The organism is Sporanaerobacter sp. PP17-6a (assembly GCF_900095615.1).
Classification (GTDB): Bacteria; Bacillota; Clostridia; order Tissierellales; family Acidilutibacteraceae; genus Acidilutibacter; species Acidilutibacter cellobiosedens.
On record NZ_FMIF01000001.1, the window covers coordinates 166,425 to 189,153 of the forward strand.

The 22,729-nt window shown below is 33.3% G+C and carries 22 protein-coding genes and 1 other annotated feature; of the genes, 18 read left to right on the forward strand and 4 right to left on the reverse strand.

The window, feature by feature from the left end; all coding sequences use genetic code 11:
• Positions 1-28 precede the first annotated feature (28 nt).
• A complete protein-coding gene (locus PP176A_RS00715) occupies positions 29-1,162 on the forward strand; it encodes an MFS transporter (protein WP_373419494.1) in 1,134 nt (377 codons plus the stop codon).
• Between the two features lie 48 nt (positions 1,163-1,210).
• A complete protein-coding gene (gene glpK / locus PP176A_RS00720) occupies positions 1,211-2,701 on the forward strand; it encodes a glycerol kinase GlpK (RefSeq protein ID WP_071138523.1) in 1,491 nt (496 codons plus the stop codon).
• A 67-nt stretch (positions 2,702-2,768) separates the two neighbouring features.
• On the opposite strand, the gene PP176A_RS00725 is transcribed toward glpK, so the two are convergent.
• Entirely contained in the window at positions 2,769-4,106 is a 1,338-nt protein-coding gene (locus PP176A_RS00725) for an aminopeptidase C (protein WP_071138524.1), read from the reverse strand.
• A 278-nt stretch (positions 4,107-4,384) separates the two neighbouring features.
• Positions 4,385-4,631: a binding site (T-box leader), on the forward strand.
• 93 nt (positions 4,632-4,724) lie between these two features.
• On the opposite strand from PP176A_RS00725, the gene PP176A_RS00730 reads away from it, so the two are divergent.
• The 8 genes from PP176A_RS00730 to serS all read left to right on the forward strand — a co-directional run bounded on the left by PP176A_RS00730 (position 4,725) and on the right by serS (position 11,656).
• Positions 4,725-5,705, forward strand: a complete 981-nt coding sequence (locus PP176A_RS00730) for an ABC transporter substrate-binding protein (RefSeq protein ID WP_071138525.1) — start codon at positions 4,725-4,727, stop codon at positions 5,703-5,705.
• 27 nt (positions 5,706-5,732) lie between these two features.
• Positions 5,733-6,614 (forward strand): ABC transporter permease, encoded by an 882-nt coding sequence (locus PP176A_RS00735; protein ID WP_071138526.1) that lies wholly within the window; start codon positions 5,733-5,735, stop codon positions 6,612-6,614.
• Complete coding sequence (locus PP176A_RS00740) at positions 6,598-7,365, forward strand: ABC transporter ATP-binding protein (protein WP_071138527.1); 768 nt, start codon at positions 6,598-6,600, stop codon at positions 7,363-7,365. Before PP176A_RS00735 ends, PP176A_RS00740 begins: the two co-directional genes overlap by 17 nt.
• An 819-nt stretch (positions 7,366-8,184) precedes the next feature.
• Positions 8,185-8,316 (forward strand): Type 1 glutamine amidotransferase-like domain-containing protein, encoded by a 132-nt coding sequence (locus tag PP176A_RS16000; protein ID WP_143037617.1) that lies wholly within the window; start codon positions 8,185-8,187, stop codon positions 8,314-8,316.
• Positions 8,294-8,824, forward strand: coding sequence for a Type 1 glutamine amidotransferase-like domain-containing protein (locus PP176A_RS15755; protein ID WP_200795930.1), 531 nt, complete (start codon positions 8,294-8,296; stop codon positions 8,822-8,824). Before PP176A_RS16000 ends, PP176A_RS15755 begins: the two co-directional genes overlap by 23 nt.
• Before the next feature lie 29 nt (positions 8,825-8,853).
• Positions 8,854-9,498 carry a DNA alkylation repair protein gene (locus tag PP176A_RS00750; RefSeq protein WP_071138528.1) on the forward strand — a complete coding sequence of 215 codons (645 nt, stop codon included), beginning with the start codon at positions 8,854-8,856 and terminating at the stop codon, positions 9,496-9,498.
• An 87-nt stretch (positions 9,499-9,585) separates the two neighbouring features.
• On the forward strand, positions 9,586-10,011 hold the full coding sequence (locus PP176A_RS00755; protein WP_200795931.1) for an acyl-CoA thioesterase: 426 nt from the start codon (positions 9,586-9,588) through the stop codon (positions 10,009-10,011).
• A gap of 361 nt (positions 10,012-10,372) precedes the next feature.
• On the forward strand, positions 10,373-11,656 hold the full coding sequence (gene serS / locus PP176A_RS00760) for a serine--tRNA ligase (RefSeq protein ID WP_071138530.1): 1,284 nt from the start codon (positions 10,373-10,375) through the stop codon (positions 11,654-11,656).
• 16 nt (positions 11,657-11,672) lie between these two features.
• Here serS and PP176A_RS16140 read toward each other — a convergent pair whose 3' ends face one another.
• Both PP176A_RS16140 and PP176A_RS16300 read right to left on the reverse strand, forming a co-directional pair.
• Positions 11,673-11,816, reverse strand: coding sequence for a DUF6019 family protein (locus PP176A_RS16140; RefSeq protein WP_159429020.1), 144 nt, complete (start codon positions 11,814-11,816; stop codon positions 11,673-11,675).
• Between the two features lie 108 nt (positions 11,817-11,924).
• A complete protein-coding gene (locus PP176A_RS16300) occupies positions 11,925-12,113 on the reverse strand; it encodes a hypothetical protein (protein WP_200795932.1) in 189 nt (62 codons plus the stop codon).
• Between the two features lie 712 nt (positions 12,114-12,825).
• On the opposite strand from PP176A_RS16300, the gene PP176A_RS00770 reads away from it, so the two are divergent.
• From PP176A_RS00770 to PP176A_RS00805, 8 genes are all read left to right on the forward strand, one after another.
• Positions 12,826-15,777 (forward strand): sigma 54-interacting transcriptional regulator, encoded by a 2,952-nt coding sequence (locus PP176A_RS00770; RefSeq protein WP_071138531.1) that lies wholly within the window; start codon positions 12,826-12,828, stop codon positions 15,775-15,777.
• Complete coding sequence (locus PP176A_RS00775) at positions 15,767-16,231, forward strand: PTS sugar transporter subunit IIA (protein ID WP_071138532.1); 465 nt, start codon at positions 15,767-15,769, stop codon at positions 16,229-16,231. The genes PP176A_RS00770 and PP176A_RS00775 overlap by 11 nt, the downstream gene beginning before the upstream one ends.
• 37 nt (positions 16,232-16,268) lie before the next feature.
• Positions 16,269-16,577, forward strand: coding sequence for a PTS sugar transporter subunit IIB (locus PP176A_RS00780; protein ID WP_071138533.1), 309 nt, complete (start codon positions 16,269-16,271; stop codon positions 16,575-16,577).
• Positions 16,578-16,624: 47 nt separating this feature from the next.
• Positions 16,625-17,662, forward strand: coding sequence for a zinc-dependent alcohol dehydrogenase (locus tag PP176A_RS00785; protein ID WP_071138534.1), 1,038 nt, complete (start codon positions 16,625-16,627; stop codon positions 17,660-17,662).
• Between the two features lie 19 nt (positions 17,663-17,681).
• The gene (locus PP176A_RS00790) at positions 17,682-19,052 is read left to right on the forward strand and encodes a PTS galactitol transporter subunit IIC (protein ID WP_071138535.1); all 1,371 of its coding nucleotides are present in this window, start codon (positions 17,682-17,684) and stop codon (positions 19,050-19,052) included.
• A gap of 90 nt (positions 19,053-19,142) precedes the next feature.
• Complete coding sequence (locus PP176A_RS00795; RefSeq protein WP_071138536.1) at positions 19,143-19,424, forward strand: hypothetical protein; 282 nt, start codon at positions 19,143-19,145, stop codon at positions 19,422-19,424.
• A 33-nt stretch (positions 19,425-19,457) separates the two neighbouring features.
• Positions 19,458-20,120, forward strand: coding sequence for a class II aldolase/adducin family protein (locus PP176A_RS00800; protein WP_071138537.1), 663 nt, complete (start codon positions 19,458-19,460; stop codon positions 20,118-20,120).
• A 12-nt stretch (positions 20,121-20,132) separates the two neighbouring features.
• A complete protein-coding gene (locus PP176A_RS00805) occupies positions 20,133-21,179 on the forward strand; it encodes a zinc-dependent dehydrogenase (protein WP_200795933.1) in 1,047 nt (348 codons plus the stop codon).
• A gap of 197 nt (positions 21,180-21,376) precedes the next feature.
• Here PP176A_RS00805 and PP176A_RS00810 read toward each other — a convergent pair whose 3' ends face one another.
• Positions 21,377-22,540, reverse strand: a complete 1,164-nt coding sequence (locus tag PP176A_RS00810) for a CD0519/CD1768 family membrane protein (RefSeq protein WP_071138538.1) — start codon at positions 22,538-22,540, stop codon at positions 21,377-21,379.
• Positions 22,541-22,729: the final 189 nt, after the last annotated feature.

A 22,729-nucleotide genomic window follows, 5' to 3' on the forward strand; every position in this document is an offset into this window, starting at 1 on the left:
TGTACGTTCTTATCGTAAGGCTTATGCAATGGCACCTGTTGATATAGGAGGACTGGCATTAGGAGGAACATTGGCTGCCAATATTGCTGCTGCATATGGATTGATATCAACTTTTATTCGCTTACCTGTATTTGCTCTGAGCGATTATTTTAAATCCCGTAAAGCTCTGATTTTATTTGCGGTTAGTGCTGTACTGGTTACATCAGTTTATGTAGTGTTTAAACCCGGTTATTATTCATTATTATTGTCTTCATTGGCATTGGGAATTAGCGCATCGATGTTGTCTTTGTTTAACGTATTGTTTGCCGAAACTTTTGACAGCAATCAAGCCATGATGTCTGTGTCAATTTTGTCGGTTGCGCCATTATTGGCGGAATTTATTATGTCCCCCATACAATATACAGCAACTAAAGGTAATATTAAGCATTATGGCGAAATGTGGATAGTAAGTGCTGTTTTATCTTTAATCACATTAATATTTTTGTTATTTGTGAAAGATAATAAAGAACCTACAAGAAATTTTTCGCTAAAGAGATTCAAAAAAGTAGTTAGTGATCAGCGTTTGCTAATTCTAAGCGCAGTGGGAATATTGGTATCATTTATTAAATTCAGTTCCAGCGGTAGTAATTTAGTTGCTTTTGTTCGCTTAAAAGAAATTGGAATGAGCGATTTTCTGATTGCATATATTGATTTTATTTACAGCAGTTTTCAATTAGTTGCAGGCGTTCTGGCAGGATTGTATTTTAAAAAGAAGATAGGTATTCGAAATACCTTAATTCTTGGACTTGCTCTTTGTGGCATATTTTCATTAACATTGACTATTACTACAAATCAGTGGGTTATATTCTTTACCCATGCTTTAAGCGGTTTTGGATATGGATTGACTTATAATATTTTGATTGGAGTTGTAATGGAACCATATGCAAAGAATGTTCGTGAGATGACAATGGGAGTATATCAAACCTTCTTTGGATTAGGCATTTTCTTTGGAGACAAGATTTATGCGTGGATGATAGATTTATTACCCGATGGAATCTCTGATTATATGATGCATATAGATGTTTTTACGATTATAACTGTCATAACATTTGCAACAATATTGCTTGTACTGTATTTGTTTAGACAAAGTAATCGCAAATTTTTTGAAAACAAAAGTTATTGATTGAAAAAAATAAATTTAAAAGATTAGATATTCAGAGGAGATTTTGTTATGAGTAAAAGATATATACTTGCATTAGACCAGGGCACTACCAGTTCGAGAGCCATTCTCTTTGATAAGAAGGGAAATATAATAAGTTTGTCTCAAAAAGAATTTACTCAAATATATCCCCATCCCGGCTGGATTGAACATAATCCTGAGGAAATATGGAAAACCCAGATAGAAGCTGCAAAAGAGGCGATACAAAAAGTAGGGTTGAGTCCTTCAGATATTGCTTCCATAGGTATTACAAATCAAAGGGAAACGACAGTTCTGTGGGATAAAAATACGGGTAGGTCCGTTTATAATGCTATAGTATGGCAATGCAGGCGAACGGCAGATCTATGCGATAAAATAAAAGCAGCGGGTCTTTCTGATTATATAAGGGAAAATACAGGCCTTATAGTTGATGCCTATTTTTCAGCAACGAAAATAAAATGGATTTTGGATAATATAGAAGGAGTGAGGCAAAGGGCGGAAAAAGGGGATATATTATTTGGGAATATTGATTCATGGCTTGTCTGGAAACTGACAGGGGGAAAACTTCATATAACCGACTATACAAACGCTTCAAGAACAATGCTTTTTAATATTAAAAGCCTTAAATGGGATGAAAATCTTTTAAAAGAACTAAATATTCCTTCTTCCATACTTCCAGAGGTAAGGCAGTCTTCTGAAATTTATGGAAATACCGATAAGGAATTGTTTGGAGAAGAGATACCGATATCAGGTATAGCGGGAGACCAACAGTCTGCACTTTTTGGGCAGCTTTGTTTTCAGGAGGGCATGGTAAAAAATACTTATGGAACAGGCTGCTTTATGCTTATGAATACGGGAGATAAAATAGTCAAGTCTCAAAGTGGGCTTATAACTACAATAGCATGGGGAATAGACAACAAAGTGGAGTATGCCATTGAGGGTTCTATATTTTCGGCAGGAGCTGCAGTTCAGTGGCTGAGAGACGAGTTGAAGATAATTCATGATGCGGCGGATTCTGACTATTTTGCATCTAAAGTAGATGATACAAACGGAGTATATTTGGTTCCGGCATTTACTGGACTTGGAGCGCCATATTGGGATATGCATGCAAGGGGTATTATAGTTGGACTTACAAGAGGAGTCAACAGAAACCACATAATAAGAGCAACCCTTGAATCTATAGCATATCAGACAAAAGATGTTATAGATGCAATGATAAACGACTCGGAAATTAACCTGACGACGCTTAGAGCAGACGGGGGAGCAGCTTCCAATAATTTTCTGATGCAGTTTCAATCTGATATACTTAATGCTAATATTGAGATACCAGAGGTAACGGAAACAACAGCATTAGGAGTAGCTTATCTGGCGGGGCTGGCAGTGGATTTTTGGAAATCAAAAGGAGAAATTGTTCAGAATTGGGGCATAAACAGAAAATTTAAGCCTATGATGACTCCGAAAATGAGGGAAAAACTGTACGCTGGTTGGAAAAAGGCGGTAGAAAGGTCAAAAAGCTGGGCATAAATTAAAAAGATGATTCCTTTGAATCAAGGTAATCATCTTTTTAATGCTTTTTAGAATTTTAGATTTGTTATTCTGCCAAAGAGCCCATAGGATCCCATGGCTGTAATTTAGCTGGTTCCTGTTCCCACTCTTTTTGAAGTTCTTTTGGAAGATATTTTTTATTTACAACTACCTGATACATATATTCATTAAACCATTTGTCACTCATTACCATATATCCGTCTTTTCCAACGTCTTTTCCCCAACTGTTTTCAACTCTCCATCGTATGGGATTTCCTTTTTCGTCAAGATCAACGCCCATAAACACCATGGCGTGGGTCATTAGACTTTCGCCATAATCTAACTTCTGAGCTTTTGTCATGGAGAATTCCGTTCCGAAGAGTTCACCTACTTTTACAGCATCAAGATCAAGAATCCCTTGTTTTCCAAGGCTGCTCTGTCCAACGTCACATCCGAACCATACCGGGAGATTATCTTTCAACTGAGCAATTGCTGCCTTTTTAAGCTGATCAATTTCTAAGTTTAAGTACTTTACAGGTCTTCCCTCTTTTACATTTCCAAGATAGGAAACTGTATATGTCTTATGATAAGGCTTGTCTGCTGTTGGTGCATTTATAAGGCTTATATAATCGTCAAGATTCATGCCTACATATTTTTCAAAGAATTTTACCGGGGTAATGTTTTTATCGCATATATATTTTTTATCTTCGTCTCTTACTTCAAAATCAAAAATCTTTGGAGGTTCTCCGAGACATATACACAAAATATTATAGATGTTTTCCATGTATTTCTTCTTTTCTTTACGAAGGTTTTCTACCGTCGTGCCTTTTTTATATTCTTCTCTTATGTTACATGCATACTGTCGCAAAAGTTTTGTAAGATAACCGTCCATTTCTCTTGTATTTTCGGAATTTGCGGTTTCCGGCATTGCATATTTTGGCACCACACCATATTTATTTACCAAATTTACAAACATGTCCCACTGTCCTCCATCATTTAAAGGTGCTGTCAGCAGGAATGAAATCAGTCTTCCGTTAGTTTCTTCATCCAATGTTTCCAGTATGCTCTCCAAAAAATAATTGGATTTTTCAAGTTTGTCATAGAATAGAGGATAGTTTTGAGACAGTTCGAATGTCTTTAGATTTAATTTTTTTATAATTCTGTACCTCATAGTGTTGAGGGCAGAGAACATCCAGCATCTTCCGCTTTGTTTTTGATTGGTAATGTCTCCCTGTTCCAAATTTATGGAAAAATTATGTCTTACATTACTGAATACCAGCGGATTTGTTGCTGCCTTTATAACTCCATTTGTAGCTGCAGCATTCATTGCAACTTTGTTGGCTCTGTCACTTTCAAAATTGTCTTTAAACTCTTTTAAATTTTCAAAGGAAATTTTCTCTTTCATAATTAACCTCCTTGTTTTATTTTAATTATCATCTGTTTATAAGTGTAAATATAGCACAACGGAATTGTTTTTTCAAATGTTAAACCAACCATTATTCTAAAATAGCAGAAGATACTTTAACGTTGAAACTTTCCTAATATTCTTTTAATTTTTGTCTAAATGTTATTGAAACCATGTTTAATTATTACATTGTTAAAAAAAATTTATGAAATTATTAAAAAAAGTTTAGAAAGTATTGACTTCATATTGATAAAGTATTATGATTATATTCATTATAAATAAATGCTGTGATGGAGAGAAAGATATTTAATCTTTTTTACAGAGAGTTGGATAAGGTGGAAGCCAACATTAAGATGATATGTAATATTCCCTCTTGAGCAGATTTGCTAAACGATTAATTCTATTAGGCAAATCCGAAAGCCCATCGTTACAAGGGATAAGACTGTTAGGTCCGATTTGAGTGATGACGGTGTTGTCATAATAAGGGTGGTACCGCGGAATGGAATTAAATCCTTCGTCCCTATAATTACAGTTAAAGACTGTATTTATAGGAATGAAGGATTTTTTTATTGCCCGAATAAATTTGATCTAACGAATATTATAAGAGGAGGATATTAAATGAAAAAAGTAAGTTTGGTAACATTGATTTTACTTATCGCGTTAGTTATGACAAGTTGTGGTAAGGACAGTAAAGAAGTGAGCAGTAATGGAGAAAAAGTATTTAAAATTGGAATAAGCCAGTTATCTGAACATCCTTCTTTGGATGACACGAGAAAGGGATTTGAAGATGGTCTGAAAGAACTTGGAGTTAATGCAGAAATAGATTACCGCAATGCTCAAGGGGACATCCCAATATCATCTGCCATAGCTCAAAAATTTGTAAAAGATAAAGTAGATCTAATATTTGCTATAGCAACTCCTGCAGCCCAGAGTGCTAAGCAGGCAACTTCCGATATTCCAATATTATTTAGTGCGGTAACTGATCCGGTGAAATCTGAAATAGTTGATGATATGAAAAATGTGGGGGGAAATATAACGGGAACATCTGATGCAGCTCCTATTGCCTCCCAATTGAAAATGTTTAAAGAAATTGATCCTGATATAAAAACCATAGGTATATTGTATAATACAAGTGAAACGAATTCTGAAATACAAATAGAAGAAGTGAAAAAGTTAGCTCCTGAAGCAGGATTAAAGGTGGTAACCGTTGGAGTAACCAATGTAAATGAATTACCACAAGGAATAGATTCTATAGTTAAAAAGGTAGATGCCTTATATCTGATTACAGATAATACTGTAGCTTCGTCTATAGAGCTGGTATCTAAGTCTCTTATAGAAAATAAAATGATTTCCGTTTCCAGCTTTGCGGCTGCAGTAGATGATGGAATTCTTGCAACAAATGGACTTGACTATTATGAACTGGGAAAGCAGACAGCAGAAATGGCAAAAAAAATACTTGTAGATAAAGAAGATTTATCATCTATACCTGTAGGCACAGCAGATAAAACCGTAATAAAAGTAAACAAAAAAACACTAAAAGCCTTAGGCCTGGATTTGAATTTAAAAGTTTTTAAAAATGCTGTAATAGTTGATAAATAAATTTGAGATGAAACTGGAGGATAAACAATGAATTCGCTGATTTTGACATCTTTGGAACAAGGATTGATATTTGCGGTTTTAGCCATGGGAGTGGTACTGACTTATAAAGTATTGGACATTGCAGATCTTTCTGTTGAAGGGACTTTTCCATTGGGAGCTTTTATATTTGCGAAGTTTATTTCTATGGGAGTTAGTCCTATATTAAGCAGTTTCATGTCTTTTTGCTTTGGATGCTCGGCAGGACTTTTGACTTCAATATTATTTATTAAGTTAAAAATAAAGCCCTTATTAGCAGGGATACTGACTTTAAGCATATTGTATTCTGTGAATCTTAAAATAAACGGTAAATCAAATATTCCGCTGTATAAATACGGTTCAATATTTGATATGGGTCCAGCTCTTTTTGTACTGATAGTTATAGTGCTGCTGGTAAAAGTTTCATTGGATATGTTTTTGAAGACAGAAATCGGGTATTTGCTAATAACTACGGGAGATAACGAAATTCTCGTAAGATCTCTTGGAGCAAATAGTAACAAATATAAAACAATGGGACTTGTACTTTCCAATGGACTGGTAGGATTGAGCGGAAGCTTAATGGCCCAGATTCAAGGATTTGCCGATATAACAATGGGAAGTTCAATTGTTGTAGTTGCCCTTGCATCTATTATAATAGGAGATACTATAAAGAAAAGTTCAAATGCTGTAAAAAATACTACAAGGGCTATATTGGGAGCCATAGTATATAAAATTATAGGAGGAATTGCTATAGATTTGGGGTTGGATCCTAATGCCCTCAGGGCGATAAATGCAATAATAGTGATAATATTTATAGCTTATAATAATATTGCAGTACATTTACCGGATTTAAGAAATAAGAGAGGGGTGAAGAAAAGTGTTGAAAATACGTAATTTATCAAAAACATTTAATATTGGAACAGAAAATGAAATAAATATATTTGATAAGCTTAATTTAGAAATAGAGTCAAAGGAATGTGTATCAATAATAGGCTCTAATGGTTGCGGAAAAAGCACTCTTCTCAATATGATAGGCGGCAGTGTTTTATCAGATAACGGTGAGATAATGCTGGACGATATAAATTTATCTTCTTTAAAAGAAGAAGATAGATCCGTTTATATAGGAAGAGTATATCAGGACCCATCTATGGGGGTAGCCTCATCTCTTACAATATTGGAAAACATGTCTTTAGCAGATAAAAAGGGAGAAAAATTTACTTTAAAAAAATTAATAAAGAAGGATAAAATAAATTCATATAAAAAACTTTTGAAAGATTTGGATTTGGGATTAGAGAATAAGTTAAATACAAAAGTAAAATTTCTATCAGGAGGACAGAGACAGGCTCTTTCTCTTATAATGGCAACCATGAAATATCCTAAACTGCTTTTGCTTGACGAACATACGGCAGCATTAGATCCAAAGACTTCCAAAGTTATAATGAAAAAGACCAAAGAATTAATCAAAAAATGTTCCATAACTACTGTAATGATTTCCCATAACATGAAAGATGCTATAAATTATTCCAATCGGATTATTATGCTTGATAGGGGAAAAATAATATTGGATAAACCAAGTACGGATGTTACTGAGGATGAATTGGTTGGGATATATAAATCCAAATTAAATGAACAGGGAATATATTAGAAATAAATATATATTGATGTATACAAAAATTGTCGTCAACTTCAAATGATATAGAAGACTGAAGTTTGATGACATTTTTGTATATTTAAGTAATATAGGTATATAAGAAAATCATATGAATGGCATTAAGAATATAGATGTCTTATTTAAAAGTTTGCTTCAATTATATGTAATAATGTAAGATCAACTTATTAGGTAAAACTTTTATTAATTTTATATAAGATAATATTATAATATAGTATAATGTACATTGACAATTAGAATTAATTTATAATATTATTTATAATAAAGATGTGGAATTATTGTAAATAATTAGAATATATATGAGGAATTGAAACATAATATTTTTGCTTTTAAATATTTGAATACAATCGTATTTATAATACCTAATGAGGAATTGAAACTTTTCCACTACTCCACCTCCAATTTTTCAAATTCAGATTTATAATACCTAATGAGGAATTGAAACTTGATAAAAGAGAACAGGAATATGACCACGAAAACCAAATTTATAATACCTATAAGGAATTGAAACTTTCACATAGCGCATGATAATAGAGTTCTTTCAAAGAGATTTATAATACCTATTGAGGAATAAAAGTAGCAATCTTAATTGTTATACTCACAAATACCTGATCTTTTCCAGAAATTTTTTCAAGTAAATAATTATATAAATTTCCTTATAAATTGTTTTGATTTTGATGAATGCATTGAATAATATCAAGATATTTGATATTGTTCTAATTAAATTGTCATAGATTGATTAAAACCTTGTTATTAAGCTTGAAACTAAATTCTATTTATTTGGATGACTATAATATGGAAGCTATAGTTGCAATTGGTGGAGGGGAATTAAAGGATTTAGAAACTTTTCTCATTGATGAATATATTGTGAAACTGGCAGGAAAGGAGAACCCTAAGGCTTTGTTTGTACCAACAGCAAATGAATGAACCTAAAGATATATTTAATTATGTATATGGTGATAAATTAGGCTGCAAGATTGATTCACTATTACTTTTAACATCAGATATAGCAGACAAAGAAATTCAAAAAAAATTTTTTCTGCAGACATTATTTATGTTGGTGGGGACCGGACTTAATGCAGGTTCAATATGCTGGTTTAAATATGGTCATAGCGATAGTAATTCTTTTAGAAATAGTGAGGGACATTGGGATTATATTCGTGCCAATGGTTTAGGATTGATAAATGCGATTCACTGTCCCCATTATAATGAAGAAGGAAGGGAAGGTTTTGATGATATGATGAAGTCACAAAATATAGTTGGCATTGCATTAGAAAATAATTGTGCTTTAGTTGTTAGAAATAATAAATTTAGAATCATAAAGAGTGATGAAGATGCTAAAGTATACAAAATAACAAATAAGTATAATATTGTAAATAAAGAAATAATAGATAATTATGATTTTAAGGACATTGATAATTTACTCATGATATAGGTAAATTTGATGAAAAGAGAGGTTTATAAATGGATATTTTTCAAACCTTCTATAATTCCAATGATACGGAAAATTCAATAAAAATGTCTGCATATATGAAGGATAAATTTCATTTCCTTGGCATACCAAAACCAGAGCGAGCAAGATTAAGTAAAGATTTTCTTAAGCAGCACAAAAAAGATATGTATATTGATTGGTCTTTTGTATTTAAGTGTTATAACATGCCGGAAAGAGAATTTCATTATTTAGCTTTGGATTATCTTTTATTATTGAAAGCTAAACTCATATCAAAAGATATTGACAATATTGAAAAGTTAATTGTAACAAATTCTTGGTGGGATAGTGTAGATTGCCTCGATGCTATTGTTGGAGATATGTGCCTTAGATATCCTGAACTAAAAAAATCCGTTATTTTAAAATGGATTTATTCAGATAACATTTGGTTAAAAAGAGTAGCTATCGATTTTCAACTGAAATATAAAGAGAATACTGATATTGATATTTTGAGTAAGGCAATATTAGTTAATTGCAATACAGATGAGTTTTTCGTAAATAAAGCAATAGGATGGTCATTAAGAGAATATTCAAAGACTAATAAAGAATGGGTAAGAAGTTTTTTGCAGAATAATAAACTATCGAAACTTAGTGTTAAAGAAGCAAGTAAATATATTTGATTGTTTGAGAAAGATTGAAGTGATATAATAATATCATCGGAGTATTATTAATTGATTGTATGCTGAATGAAGAGAGGCGGGTTATTTGTGAAAAATTGTACAAACATAAGGGTCAGATATAAAGAAACGGATCAAATGGGTGTAGTTTATTATGGAAATTATTTTACATGGTTTGAAGTCGGAAGAAACGAATTTTTTAGAGAGATGGGTTATACCTGTGAATACCTTGAGACCCAGGGCATATTTCTTCCGGTTATAGAAACAGGATGTAAATATATATATTCTGCTAAATTCGATGATGAAATCATTATTGAAACTAAAATTGAAAAAATGGAAGGAGTAAGGCTTAATTTAAAATATAATATTATAAGAAAGAAGGATAATTTATTGTTAGCCGAAGGTTTTACCGAGCATGCTTTTGTGAACAAAGAGATGAAACCGGTTAATTTCCGGAAGAAATTTAAAGAAATCTGGGATATGTTAAAAAAGGCGGAGAATGAAGAGAAGAACTAAAGATGAGATAAAGCAATTACCATGTTTTAGAAGATTTTTTACTTGTAAATTATTTTCGAATTGTATATAATAGATATAATTTAGTAGTACAAAAATATATATGAGCGATGATAAAAACTTCGGCTTACAAATCTATTCAGAGAGCTGGTGCTTGCTGTGAACCGGTTAGAATTTAAGCCTTTCCACTTTTAGAGCTGTCGATGAAAAATCGAAGGAATGTGTCCTTTATTGCACGTTTTAGAGGTGGTCAGCCTTATGTGCTGACAATTTGGGTGGCATCGCGGATCCTTCCGTCCCATATTTATTATATGAGATTGGAAGGTTTTTTTTATTTAAAATACTGTATATGAGGAGGAGAAAAATGTTAGATATTAAATTTTTGCGGGCAAATCCTGAAATAGTAAAAGAAAATATCAGAAAAAAATTTCAAGATGAAAAACTTGTATTGGTAGATGAAGTAATAAAATTAGATGAACAATTTAGGGCATCAAAAACAAGAAGTGATTTTCTCAGGAGTCAGAGGAATTCTATTAGCAAAGAGATTGGAGCTTTAATGTCCAAAGGACAAAAAGAAGAAGCTAAAAAAAAGAAAAAACAAGTTGAAGATGTTGCACAGGAACTTGCTGATTTGAAAATGTCAGAAGATAATATTGAGAGTCAAATTCGGGAAAGAATGTTGGTTATTCCAAATATAATAGATCCGTCCGTACCCATCGGAAAGGACGACAGTGAAAATGTTGAACGTGAAAGGTTTGGAGAACCCATTGTTCCTGATTTTGAAGTACCATACCATGTTGATATTATGGAAAGACTTAATGGAATAGACCTTGATAGTGCAAGAAAAACCAGTGGAAACGGTTTTTATTATCTTTGCGGTGATATTGCCCGTCTTCATTCCGCTATTCTTTCATATGCACGGGATTTTATGATTGATAGAGGTTTTACCTATTATATTCCGCCTTTCATGATACGCGGCAATGTGGTAAACGGAGTTATGAGTTTTTCAGAAATGGAAAATATGATGTATAAAATTGAAGGAGAAGACTTATATCTAATCGGAACAAGCGAACATTCCATGATTGGAAAATTTATTGACACAATTTTAGATGAGGAACAGCTTCCTCAAGCATTAACCAGTTATTCTCCCTGTTTTCGAAAAGAAGTAGGTGCTCATGGCATTGAGGAACGAGGAGTATACCGTATCCATCAATTCGAGAAAGAAGAAATGATTGTAGTTTGTAAACCGGAAGAAAGTCCTCAGTGGTTTGAAAAATTATATCATATTACAGTAGACTTCTTCCGTTCTTTGGACATTCCCGTACGTACCTTAGAATGCTGTTCAGGTGATTTAGCAGATTTAAAAGTAAAAAGTATTGATGTGGAAGCCTGGTCACCCCGTCAGAAAAAATATTTTGAAGTTGGAAGCTGTTCAAATTTAGGAGATGCACAAGCGCGTCGTCTTGGTATTCGTATTAGAAGTAAAGAAAAGGGAAACTATCTTGCACATACTCTTAATAATACAGTAGTCGCACCGCCCCGTATGCTGATAGCATTTTTGGAAAACAACCTTAATGCAGATGGCTCCGTTACAATTCCTAAGCCTCTTCAAATGTATATGGGCGGGAAAGAAGTTATAAAAAAATAAAAGTAGGCAGTTTGACTTACTGCCTGCTTTTTATTTGACTTTCATTTATAGCGGATTTAACTGCATATTTTATTACAAAATATAAAATGGCCAGTTTTATTAAATCCCAACCTATGTTTAGCCCTAAGCCTAATGAACCTAATATAGTTGAATTTCCCATATTCTTCTCCTCCGCTTTTATAATATGGATTAATTACATATTATCTCAAAATATAGTAAAATTCAATGATTAAAATACTTTATTCCATATTCTGTTCATTTTATGAAGCTATTCAATTTCAAACATATCATTTATCAGAGGAATAATATTGATTACAGGTTCCTCATAAGGATGAATTTTTTTAATTGTAGCTACTGCATCCTTAACTTTCGTAATTGGACAGCGGACTTCCAGTTTACATTCGGAACCGAAATTTATGGTACCAACTTCTCCGTTAAAAGGACTGCTTCCAAGCAAGGGGTGCCAATAACCTTGTACATTAGAAAAGGAAATAACGTGATCATATTTTCAGATTTGGCAAGCTCCGATTTTCGTCAGCTCATCCCTTAAACTTTCAATATATTCTTGCGGGACATATATTTCTATTTTAACTTTTGAAAAATCCATTTTTATCCCCCTCAATATAAATATGATTAGAACTGTATAACTCAACTGCTAAATCTCATTTTTTTATTCCATACCAGTATAAACAATAAATAGAAAGAAAGCAATGTAAAAACCATAGATATTCCGAAAATACTGACAAACTGCAACTATGCTGGGAATCTTAATATTGTGATATTTGGACTGCCAAATAAAATCAATATGGCTGTCAGAAAAAAGATTAATAGGTGTCAGAAAATGGTGATAAATGCATTAAAGATAATATGCAATCAAGACCATTCATCTCATTTGTTTTATAAAGCAAATGAGATGAATATTTTAAAACATGGTTTTTTACATCGTTATACTTGTTTTATAAGGTTTACGAAAGATTTTTTATATAATAGACAATTATATAACATTGGCATTAAATGAAATAGTCTGTTATATTGAATAATAAAAAAATTTTTACAAATCCAGTTTGGACAAACGTTTGCCAATATAATGCTGTCTTTAATCAAAGATGACCACTTATATGGCATAGTAATTGCTATTATAAATAATGTAAATAGGAGAGGAGAACAAGATGGAATTTTTAATCAAATTAATTAATGAAGAGGATAAAAGAAATCCATTGACAGATTCCGAAATTGCAAAAATGTTAGGCATCAGCAGAGCCAAGGTATCGAAAATGAGAGAGTCTCTCAGCATAGGAGATTGTAGGGAAAGAAGACGAGAAATACTGACAAAAAACATAGAAGAAATATTAAAAGATGATCCTTCAATATCTGAAAGAGCCTTGACTTTGCAACTTAACAAAAAAGGTTTTAAAATTTGCAGAAATGTCGTATCGAAATTTATTAAGAACGAAAAGAAATTTAAAATTAATAGAAACAAAATAGAAGTTGTAAATAAAACTTCCCCTAAAAATGGGATAAATCTAAGAAATGAAGAAAAGGATATGGCTTTCAATTCGTTTATAGGGGCCAATGGAAGTCTGAGGCCTCAGGTTGAATTGGCTAAAGCTGCTATACTGTATCCGCCAAATGGATTACATACATTAATCTATGGAGAAACAGGAGTCGGAAAAAGTGAACTGGCAGAATGTATGTATAAATTTTCTATAGAGACAGGTATAAAAGCTGCAGATTCACCTTTCATTTCTTTTAACTGTGCCGATTATGTAGATAATCCCCAACTTCTTCTCTCACAGCTATTTGGATATACCAAAGGGGCATTTACAGGTGCAGATACTAATAAAATCGGTCTTATAGAAAAAGCAGATAAAGGAATATTGTTCTTGGATGAAATACATAGGCTTCCTCCGGAAGGTCAGGAAATATTATTTTCTATTATAGACAAAGGCAGGTTTAGAAGGATGGGAGAAGTAGATGAGACAAGAAAAGTGAATATAATGATAATTGCTGCTACTTCGGAAGATGTTGAATCATATTTGCTTTCTACATTTCGAAGAAGAATTCCTATGTTTATAGAGCTTCCTGGTTTAAAAAGCAGACCTCTTGAAGAGAGATATAATATGATAATAAATTTTTTTAAACAAGAAGCTATGAAAATCAATATTAAAATAGTTGTTTTGTTAAATGTAATTGAAGCTTTACTTTTATATGATGCTAAAGGTAATATAGGCCAACTCAAATCGGATATAGAGGTGGCATGTGCAAGAGGATTTCTTGAACACATTTCAAAGAGAACAAAATATGTAACCGTAGACATATCTCATCTGTCCGGTGAAGTGGCTAAAGGAATATTAGAGATAAATAAAAATAGGAAGAATATATCCAAATTTATAAGTAAGAATTTAGAAGTATTTCCTAATAATGAATGGGGAAATGATGCAGCAGAACAAAATTCTTATGCGCTTCCCGCTGATATATACAGAGAAATAGAAGACAGATATAAAAAACTTAAAGCTCAAAATATAAGTATAGAAATTATTAACAAGTTGATTGCAGATGACCTTGAAAGAAATATCCAACAGCTCGTTCAAAAAGTTAAGGGCAACAGGCATAATATTATAAAAAACGATTTGGAACAAATAGTAGGGCACAAAATAATATATACAGTTGACAGCATGATGAGTACCATAAACGACAGCCCCGAATATAAGGATGAAACGTTGTATTACTGCTTGGCAACTCACCTTGCCGCATCTTATGAAAGGATTCTTCATAATAAGACTATTTATAATCCTCAACTTAAGGAGATTAAAAAAAAATATCATGAAGAATATTGTAAAGCTAAAGAAATGTGTGAAATAGCATCTTCGTGTCTTAATATAGAGATTCCTGAAGATGAAGTGGCATTTATAGCCATGTATTTAAAAGCATATTCCGAAAAGAACACTTTAAATGATAATTATATAGGAATAGTTGTACTTTCTCACGGCCAGGTAGCAAGATCAATGCTTGATGTTGCCACTAAGTTAATAGGTGAAAACCATGCATGTTCTATGGACATGTCTTTTAACGAATCCCCAAGTGAAGCTCTTAAAAGAACTGAAACAATTGTTAAAAAAGCAGACAGAGGGAAAGGAGTGCTTCTTCTTGTGGATATGGGTTCACTTGTGAGCTTCGGAAAAATAATTTCTGAAAAGACAGGTATACCAGTGAGGACTTGTTCAAGAGTAAATACCTTAATGGTAATTGAAGCTATAAGAAGATCCGTTCTTCCTGAGGCTACTTTAGATAATATTGCAGATTCTATTGAAAAGGAAAAACACAATTATGATTTGGAAGTTACAGGGGAAGAAGATAGTAAATTGAGGCCCGCAATTGTTTTTATTTGCATTACAGGAAATGGAGCGGCCAAATTATTAAAGAAACGTGTAATGGATAGTTTACCTGATTTAGATAAAAAAGCAGATCTTATATGTAAGGGATACCTGACTGATGATATATACAAGGATTTGGAACAACTTTCTAATGATGAAAATATCCTTGCAATAGTCGGAACAATAGATTTAAATATAAGGAATATTCCTTTTATTTCAGCAACAGAAATAGTAAACCTTAAGGGCGTAAAACTGCTTAAAAATATAATTGATAAACAGGATGACATAATTGATTATAAAAGAAGTCAGATAAATGATGTTTCTATAAAGGAACTTTTTATGGATGATCTTATATTTGTGGATAAAGGCTTTAAATCAAAGGAGGAAATATTGAATAAAGCACTTTGTTCCATGGAACAAAAAGGATATGTTACTTCCGAATATAAATGGTCGGTTTTTGAACGTGAAAATTTATCTCCTACTTTATTGAATAGGTATGTAGCAATACCCCACGGCGATCCAACGGAAGTAAAAAGAGAATCCATTGCAGTAATAAAATTACAAAATTCTATTGAATGGTGTGAAAATATAAAAATCAATATAATATTTCTGCTTGCCATTAATGATTACGGCAGAGAAAAATTCAAGAGGTTATTTAAATTGGTAAATGATAAAAGAATATTTAACAGACTGCAAATATGTAAGACTAAGGCAGAAATTAAGGAGGTTATAGTAAGTGGCATTTGAGTTTAAAGTTGATAGGAAAGTTATATTATTAAAGGTCAAAGAAAAGAACAAAGCAGTAATACTTCAAGAGATGGCAGATAAACTTGAAAAAGCAGGATATGTGAAAAAATCATTTATAGATAACGTATTGAAAAGGGAGGCTGTGTTTCCTACAGGACTGCAATCAGGAGACTTCGGGGTAGCGATTCCCCATACTGATGTTGAGCATGTTAACAGCCCTATGATATCCGTAGCAACCCTTAAATATCCTGTTGAATTTAATATGATGGGAGGTGAAAAGAAGGATAAAGTAGATGTGAAGATAATTTTCATGTTAGCCATGAAGGATGGCAATGCTCAAGTAGATTTACTTCAGAAATTGATGAAAATTATTCAAAACACCGAACTTTTAAATGATATTTATAAAGCAAATAATGTGGATGCATTATTGAAAATCATTAACGAAAATTTATAGTTAAAATTCGAAGGTGTTATCCAAAAGAGGTGAGACTGTGAGAAAATTTAAGATTTTGTCCGTATGCGGGACAGGCATTGCCACATCAACAGTAGCTGCTGAGAGCTGCAGAGATATGTTAAGAGAAAAGGGATTAGGCGTTGAAGTGAAGGAATGTAAAGTTATAGAGGTTGAAACAAATGTTGAAATGTTTAAACCCGATGTAATAGTTTATACTACTCCTCTGAACGATAAAGTTATAAAAGGTATAAAGAAATTCAGTGGACTTCCGTTTTTAACGGGATTTGGCAGGGAAGAACTGATAAATAAGATTGCAGAATATTTGCGGAATATGGATAAGCAGTAACTATGGTGGATAAATTTGTAATGAATTATAGAATGGGGGAATTATAAATGAAAGAGAAGATGTGGGCACAAGTATTTTATAAACCAGAAGACGTAAGGTTTGAACAAATTGATGTTCCGAGACCGGGTGATGATGAAATCCTTGTAAAAATAAAAGCTGCTACAACTTGTGGAACGGATTTAAAAACATATAGGAGAGGACATCCGACAATAATACAAAAAGTTCCTTCAACATTTGGCCACGAATTTTCAGGAGATGTTGTTGAAGTAGGTAAAAATGTAAAAAACTTTAAAGTGGGAGACAGAGTCGTTGGAGCTAATTCAGTCCCTTGTTTTCACTGCTATTTTTGCAAACGGAAAGAGTATAGCTTATGTGAGAATCTTCAGTATTTAAACGGGGCATATGCCGAGTATATAGTGATTCCGAGTCAAATATTAAAATATAACTATCTTCATATTCCCGATGACCTTGATTATAAAGAAGCGGCTTTGGTCGAACCTCTTGCTTGCGTACTTCACGGAATAGATGAAATCAATATTAAATTAGGTGATACAGTATCAGTTATAGGATGCGGCCCCATAGGATTGATGTTTGTAAAACTTTCTTCTTTGAAGGGGGCAAGAGTAATAGCTGCCGATTTTTCGGAATATAGGCTGAAACAAGCCGAAAAATTTGGAGCAGTAAAAACAATAAATGCATCCTATAAAGATTATCCTCAAAGAATTAAAGACATAACGGAGGAATCAAAAGGTGTTGACGTGGCCATAGAGGCAACTGGATATCCAGAAGCTTGGGAAAATGCAATAAATATGATAAGGCCGGGTGGACAGGTACTCACTTTTGGAGGGACGAAGAAGGGAACTTATTTTAAAATTGATTGCGTCAAGTTTCATTATGAAGAAATAAAGATAAAAGCTATGTATCACCATACCCCTTATCATATAAAAAAAGCTCTTGATATTCTTGCAACAAGGCAGGTTGACGGAAGTGAATTCATAACGGGAGAATATCCATTATCAAAAACAATTGATGCACTGGAGAGTATTGGCAGACAGGAAGGCATTAAATATGCCATAATACCCTAATAAAAAAGGAGGTAAAATTATGTATTTTTTACAAGCTGTAAAAGCAGGTGTTAATTGGATTCTTGACTTAGGAGCAGCTACTATGCTGCCGATTATTATGATTATTTTCGGCTTAATTTTGGGACAAGGGTTTAAAAAGTCTTTTAAATCAGGAATAACTATAGGAATAGGTTTTGTCGGATTAAATCTGGTTATAGGATTATTGAGTGAATCCGTAGGAGAGGCGGCTCAGGCTTTAATTAAATCATTGGGAATTAATTTAAATATTATTGATGTAGGATGGCCTGTAGGAGCGGCTATAACCTTTGCCACACCATTGGCGGCTATCTTGATTCCAATTATTTTTATATTTAATATGATTCTGCTTTATTTTAATTTCACCAAAACGATGGATGTAGATATTTGGAATTATTGGCATTTGATATTTCCTGGAGCAATGGTATATTATGCAACAAATAATAATATGATTTTGGCCATAATAGCCACTTTAATAAATACCGTAGTTATATTTAAACTTGCGGATTGGACGGCACCCGTTGTTGAAAATTATTTCGGGCTTCCCGGCATCTCTCTGCCTCATGGGGAAACAGTCAACTTTGCCCCGATAATGTATACCTTAAATAAAATAGAAGATAAGATTCCATTTTTTAATAAAATAGTAATTAATGAAAAAACAATCAATGAAAAGATGGGTATATTTGGTGAGCCTCTTACAATCGGGCTTGTATTGGGAATACTGTTGGGAGCTTTGGGAAGGTATAGTTTAGCCAAAACATTGACCTTAGGAGTTCAGATGGCAGCAGTAATGGTCCTGATGCCTAAAATGGTAGGGCTTCTTATGGAAGGGTTGATGCCAATTTCCGAAGGAGCCAGGAATTTTATTTCCAAAAAGTTTCCGGGAAGAGAAGTTTATATAGGTTTAGACGCCGCAGTGGTCATTGGTAATCCTTCCAATATGGCCGTAGCATTGCTGATGGTACCTATTACCATAATATTATCGGTTATTTTACCTTATAATAAAATGTTGCCTTTTGCAGACTTGGCTGTTCTTCCCTTTACAGTTATCTGGGCAGTAGCAGCCACCAAAGGGAATGTTTTCAGAGGACTGATAAATTCAATTATAACGATGTGCGGGGTATTTTATATCGCAACAGATTTGGGAGCATTAACTACAACCTTAGGACATGCAGTAAATTTTGCTTTCCCGAAGGGCGCAACAATGATTTCCGGAATTGATATGAGCTGCCACGTTACATTATGGATATTGCTGAAATTGATTAGCAGCAAGACATTTATAATAGGATTGATTGCTTTAATTATATATGCTGGCATGTGGATATGGACTAGAAATGATATAAAGAAGCAATATAAACAATACAGCGAAAATTGAAATAACCTGGACGAGGACGGATGTTCTTGATTGTTAGATTCGGACATCTTTCCTTGTTTAGTAAATTTTAATTTCAAAGGAGATATATGTATGAAAAATAAGGTAGTAGTTGCTACAGGGACTTCACATCATAAAACAGAATTTGCAGTTGATTTTATAAAGGACTACTGTAAAAAAAGAAAAATTGATGCGGAGGTTAAAGGAGTTAACGTATATGAGGCTGACTTTAATGCTTTAGATCCCACTGTCATTGTTTTAATAGGACCTAATAATATTAAAGTTAATAGACCTGTTGTTTTAGGTACGGCTTTTGTAACTAAAATAGGAATGGAAGAAGTTTGCGAAAAAATTATTGGATATTTGACTAAATGAAATTTAAATTGATTTTGAAAGGAATGATAATAAATGCTTGAAGAATTAAAAGAGAAGGTTGTTAAAATAGCGAAGAAAGCGGATAAATCGGGCATGTGTAAACATAAATCCGGTAACTTCAGTATAAGAGATGAAAAGACAGGATATGTTGTCATAACCCCTTCAGGAGTTTCAAGGGAGATTTTAGCTCCCGAACATATTTCCGTTGTTGATTTGGATGACAATGTAATAGAAATGAAAACGGAATATAAGCCTTCAAGTGAAATTTTGATGCATCTTGAAATCTATAAGACAAGACAGGATGTAATGGCAGTGGCCCATACTCATTCTCGCTTCGCGACTGCTTTTTCCGTTTTGGGGAAGGAAATACCTCCGATAATATATGAATGTAATAACTGTAGTAAAAACGGAAGGATACCTGTCGCACCTTATGGAAGGCCTGGAACTCAAGTTCTGGCACAAAATGTTGCAGATACATTGAAGTATAGCGACGTGTGTCTTATGGAAAGCCACGGAGCTATTGCAGTGGGAAATGATATAGAGGATGCATTTCTGAAGGCTCAGTATTTGGAAGAAATAGCGGAGATTTATTATATTACTTTAACTTTGAATAACTTAAAAGAACCTAATATTCTTCCCAAAGAAGAACTTGAAAAGTGGAAATATCCTTCAGAAGTAAAATTTAAGACAATGTAAGGAGGCTTGAATATGAAAGAAAAAATGAAAGCTATGGTTCTTTATGGACCTAAAGATATAAGATATGAAGAAGTAGATAAGCCAGTATGCGGGGATAATGATGTTTTACTTCAAATTAAGGCTATAGGATTGTGTGGATCGGATATAAGAACTATCACTTACGGACATTATAAGGTTAAATATCCTCAGATAATAGGGCACGAAATAACAGGACAAGTAGCTGAAACAGGGAAGAACGTAAAGAAGTTTAAAGCAGGAGACAGGCTGTATGTTTCTCCTGTAGTACCGTGTCATGAATGTAAAGCATGCAGGTTGGGATACGAAGAATTATGTGAGAATTTAACTGTTATAGGTACGGAAATCCAGGGAGACTATGCAGAATATATGCTTCTTGAAGAAAAAGTATTAAAAAATGGAGTAGTACTTAGTATTCCGGATGAACTTGAATATGAACAGGCAGTTATCACGGAGCCATTATCATCGGTTTATGCATGTCAGGAAAACTGCAGCATAACTTTAGGAGATACTGTGGCCATTATAGGAATGGGGCCGATAGGATGCCTTCATACGGCTCTTGCAAAGATAAGAGGAGCGAAAGCGGTAATAGCAATAGAGCAGTCGGAAGAAAGGTTAAACAAATCAAAAGAATTTGGAGCAGATTATCTGATAAATTCGTCAAAAGAAGATCCCGTAGCCAAAGTAAGAGAAATAACAGGAGGATGGGGAGCAGAAAAAGTAATATCAGCCTGCCCATCTACCGATGCACAAAATCAGGCTATATCGATGGCATGTAAAAAAGGTACCGTAATATTTTTCGGAGGAGTGCCGAAGGGGAAATTGACAAATATAGATACAAATATTATACATTACAATACCTTAACATTGATAGGACATTATGGATACAGTAACTTACAGGCAAGGAAGGCATTTTCTCTTATAACGTCTGGGAGGCTGGATGCAAAGAAGTTTGTAACTCATGTTCTGCCGCTGAAGGAAATAGAAAAAGCCGTAGAGCTTACAAGAAGCGGAGAAGCAATAAAAGTGGTATTGAAGCCTTAAAGTGAGAATGTAAGATATAAAAATACTCATCTTTCTTTTCAATTTATAAGAAGATGAGTATTTTTTATTAATTTATACTTAACTTAAATGGGCTTCAAAAAAGTTACATTGATATAAGCGTTTTTAATATTATTTATTATTGAAAGTAAATGACTTATCCAATTAAGTGTATAACGTTAAACTGGAGGCTATTATATCTAAAATATAAAAGCGTATATTATGTATATAAAATGAGCTATTATTCCGGCACACAATCCGGCGATGGTATGGCTTATTATGGCTTTTGACGTCAGCTCCCTCATATTTAAGGCATCCATCATTGCTACATGAGTGCTCAAATATCCGCTCCAGCACATTCCCATTGCAGTAAATACAGCTATTTCATTTTCACCGATAAGGTTTTCTTCTAAAAATTTTGGTACGAGGCCCAGAGCGGCACCTACGGCTCCCAAAGACGTAATTGGAAATGATATAGCCTCAGGGTGTTTAAATCCGAAGAGAGGATTTAAAATAAACTTCAATTTTTCTCCTATATATGGAAGAAGCCTGATTCCTTCGTAGGCTCCTCCTGTATACATTCCGTCGGGAGAAGGACCGTTGGTAAGCATCATTATAAACGTACAGATGATTACGACTCCCGGAATAATTGATAAACCCAGATTGACACCTTCTTTACCGCCGTCCAGCAACGACTCAAGAAATCTCTGAAATACACTTCCATTTCTTATTTCTCTGAATTCCATTATGTCATAGGAACTGTCATCTTTTGATGTTACATATTCTTCGGTACCGTAAATCCTTTTTGTATGTTTCATCATCAATCTTACGCTTATTATGCTTCCTATGGCTGCACTTATATTTCCTATAATAACCGGAACTAAAAAATTTTCTCCATCCTTTGCCTGAGAAATCATAAATGTTGATACAATCAATCCCATTCCGAAGGCTGTCCCAAGGTTTGTAATAGCCGGAAGCTGGTATTTTTTAAAATATTTTCTGAAATTGTTTTCACGGCCTAATGAAATAATTGCAGGATTATCGGAAAGGTATGTGGTAATAATTCCAAGGCTGGCTACTCCGGGCAGATCAAATAAAGGTTTGATAATTGGACTTAAAATTTTATTCATTATTGAAATAATTCCGAATTCGGATAACACGGCAGAAAAAGCACTTGCCAGTATTGCAACCCCCATAATGAAAAATGAAGTATTTAAGATAAGATCGTGGGCAGTAGCTATCATTGTCTTAAACGTATTAGTAGCACCCATTATACTTATAAAAAGAGCAAAAAAAACAATAATTCCAATCAGTAAAAGAAGTGATTCTTTGCTTACGGATTTTACAATAGTTTTGTTTTCCACGCCATCATCCTCCTAATTTTAAATAAAAATTTATTAATAATGTTAGTTTCCGCTAATTCTATTTTAATATAGGTTATATGATTTTGTCCAAAATATTTAAAGAATTTAATAATTCAGAAAAATAGAGCAGGGTAGTAGTTTTATTATTACAAAATTTTTATTTTTACAATAAAGCCTGTAAAATATACT